Origin of the sequence: Mesorhizobium sp. LSJC285A00, assembly GCF_000503155.1 — a bacterium.
Taxonomy (GTDB): Bacteria; Pseudomonadota; Alphaproteobacteria; order Rhizobiales; family Rhizobiaceae; genus Mesorhizobium.
In genome coordinates this window covers 1-2,497 of record NZ_AYVK01000103.1, presented here as the reverse complement: position 1 = coordinate 2,497, position 2,497 = coordinate 1, and the positions used below count along the sequence as shown (strand labels likewise).

Sequence of the window (2,497 nt, the reverse complement as noted above, 5' to 3'; positions counted from 1 at the left end):
CTATTCGCTCAGGCTCGTCACCTGGCATTTCTGGCTGGCGACGCTCGGCATCGTNGTCTACGCCGCGGTGATGTGGGTGTCCGGCATCATGCAGGGCCTGATGTGGCGCGAATACGACGAACAGGGCTTCCTGGTCTACTCCTTCGCCGAAACCGTGGCCGCTATGCACCCTTATTACATCATGCGCGCCATCGGTGGAGCCATGTACCTCTCCGGCACCCTGATCATGGCCTGGAACATCGCCATGACCATCCTCGGCTACCGGCGCGAGCAGGATCCGATGCCGCGCTCCACCCCCGCCCTCCAGCTTGCGCGATGATGAGACAGAAAATGAGGTTGATGAACAGACACGCGGTCATCGAGAAGAACGCTACACTTCTCCTCCTCGGGTCGCTGCTGGTCGTGACAATCGGCGGCATCGTCGAGATCGCGCCGCTCTTCTATCTCGATAATACGATCGAGAAGGTGGAAGGCATGCGGCCTTACTCGCCGCTCGAACTTGCTGGTNCCGCTCTTCTATCTCGATAATACGATCGAGAAGGTGGAAGGCATGCGGCCTTACTCGCCGCTCGAACTTGCTGGTCGAAACATCTATGTCCGCGAGGGCTGCTACCTCTGCCACAGCCAGATGATCAGGCCGTTCCGTGACGAGGTCGAGCGCTACGGCCACTACAGCCTGGCGGCCGAGTCGATATACGACCACCCCTTCCAGTGGGGATCGAAGCGCACCGGACCGGATCTCGCCCGCGTTGGCGACCGCTATTCCAACCTGTGGCACGTGGATCACCTGACAGATCCACGGTCCGTGGTGCCGGAATCGATCANCAATGCCGATTTGATGGCGCAGGCTGATCCCAACGCCGACACATCCGGCCTCGAGGCCCGCTACCCCAAGGCCAAGATCGGCGACTTCGACCGCAACCCGCAGCAAGTCACCGAAATGGACGCGCTGGTTTCTTATCTCCAGATGCTGGGCACGCTGGTCGATTTCAAGAACTACGATGAGACCGCCGGCTACCGCTGAGGACAATGGCCATGACGTACAATTTCATGCGGGAGTTTGCCGACAGCTGGGGCCTACTTGCCATGGCTCTTTTCTTCATCGGATCTGTTGCCTTTGCAGTTCGTCCCGGAAGCCGCAGGCAAGCCGGCGAAGCAGCTCAAATTCCTCTGAAGGAGGACTGATCATGAGCAGCGATCACATCGACGAGGTTTCCGGCATCTCAACCACCGGTCATGAGTGGGACGGCATCCGGGAGCTCAACAACCCGCTTCCGCGCTGGTGGATCTGGACGTTCTACATCACCATAGTCTGGGCGATCGGCTACACCATCGCCTATCCGGCATGGCCTCTGCTGCACACGGCAACCAAGGGGGTGCTCGGCTACTCCAGCCGCAACGATGTCGGGAACGAGTTGTCCGCGGCTGAAGCGGCCAAGGGCAAATATGTCGCCGCGATAGAAGCGAAAAGTGTTTCGGAGATCGCGGCGGACGACACGCTGCGCGANTGCCGCGTTCAAGCTCAATTGCGTGCAGTGCCATGGTTCCGGCGCCCAGGGCTCCAAGGGCTTCCCCAACCTTAACGACGACGACTGGCTGTGGGGCGGCAAGGCGGACCAGATTCAGCAGACGATCACCCATGGCATTCGCTTCGCCTCCGATCCGGATACGCGCCTGTCGGAAATGCCCGCCTTTGCCGACATCATCACCGCCGACCAGATCAAACAGGTCAGCGCCTACGTCGCCAGTCTGTCGGGGGCCGTCGTCAATCAAGCATTGGTCGCGCCGGGCGCAAAGGTCTTTGCCGAAAACTGCGTGGCCTGTCATGGCGACAATGCAAAAGGCAACAAGGAACTCGGCGCTCCAGATCTGACCGACGCCATCTGGCTCTACGGGTCAGGCGAAGCGGCCATCGCCGCCCAGGTAACCGCACCGAAACACGGCGTGATGCCGGCTTGGGGCGCGCGCCTCGGCGAGATCAAGGTCAAGGAACTGGCGGTCTACATCCATTCGCTTGGCGGCGGAGAATAGGAAAGCAGCCTATTCTCGTCCTCCCCCTCCCGCCAAGCGACGAGGCCCGGCGCAAGCCGGGCCTCGGCATCATCCAGAACCGATGAGTCGGCTTCCGGCGAAATCGTCGCTGGTGACTGGAGCTTCTCGTGCTCGATAACACGCAAATAGAACGGATCGAACCCACTTTCAACTCCGCCAAGGTGCGCCAGCCAATGTATGCCGCGCGCAGGAAGATCTTCCCGAAGCGGGCCTCTGGCAGCTTTCGCCGATTCAAATGGATCGTGATGGCGATCACGCTCGGCATCTACTATCTCACGCCGTGGCTGCGCTGGGACCGCGGTCCGTTTGCCCCCGACCAGGCGGTGCTGCTCGATGTCGCCAACCGGCGCTTCTATTTCTTCTTCATCGAGATATGGCCCCAGGAATTCTACTATGTCGCCGGCCTTCTGGTCATGGCCGGCGTCGGTCTTTTCCTGATCACGTC

Annotated in this window: 2 protein-coding genes and 3 pseudogenes; all 5 read left to right on the top strand. The window is 60.6% G+C overall.

Going from position 1 to position 2,497, the window contains the following annotated elements; all coding sequences use genetic code 11:
- On the top strand, window positions 1–319 hold a 319-nt coding region (locus X726_RS0137155; protein WP_031215662.1), incomplete at its 5' end, for a cbb3-type cytochrome c oxidase subunit I.
- 11 nt (window positions 320–330) lie between these two features.
- Window positions 331–1,024: pseudogene (gene ccoO, locus X726_RS01000000167860) on the top strand (cytochrome-c oxidase, cbb3-type subunit II).
- An 11-nt stretch (window positions 1,025–1,035) separates the two neighbouring features.
- Window positions 1,036–1,185, top strand: a complete 150-nt coding sequence (locus X726_RS0137145; RefSeq protein ID WP_023690689.1) for a CcoQ/FixQ family Cbb3-type cytochrome c oxidase assembly chaperone — start codon at window positions 1,036–1,038, stop codon at window positions 1,183–1,185.
- A gap of 2 nt (window positions 1,186–1,187) precedes the next feature.
- Window positions 1,188–2,031, top strand: a pseudogene (gene ccoP / locus X726_RS01000000167855) (cytochrome-c oxidase, cbb3-type subunit III).
- 128 nt (window positions 2,032–2,159) lie between these two features.
- A pseudogene (locus tag X726_RS0137135) lies at window positions 2,160–2,497 on the top strand (cytochrome c oxidase accessory protein CcoG); the annotation flags it as partial.

Excerpts from the sequence above, each read along its gene's own strand:
- X726_RS0137145 (WP_023690689.1), top strand. The coding sequence starts at position 1,036 with ATGACGTACAATTTCATGCGGGAGTTTGCCGACAGCTGGGGCCTACTT.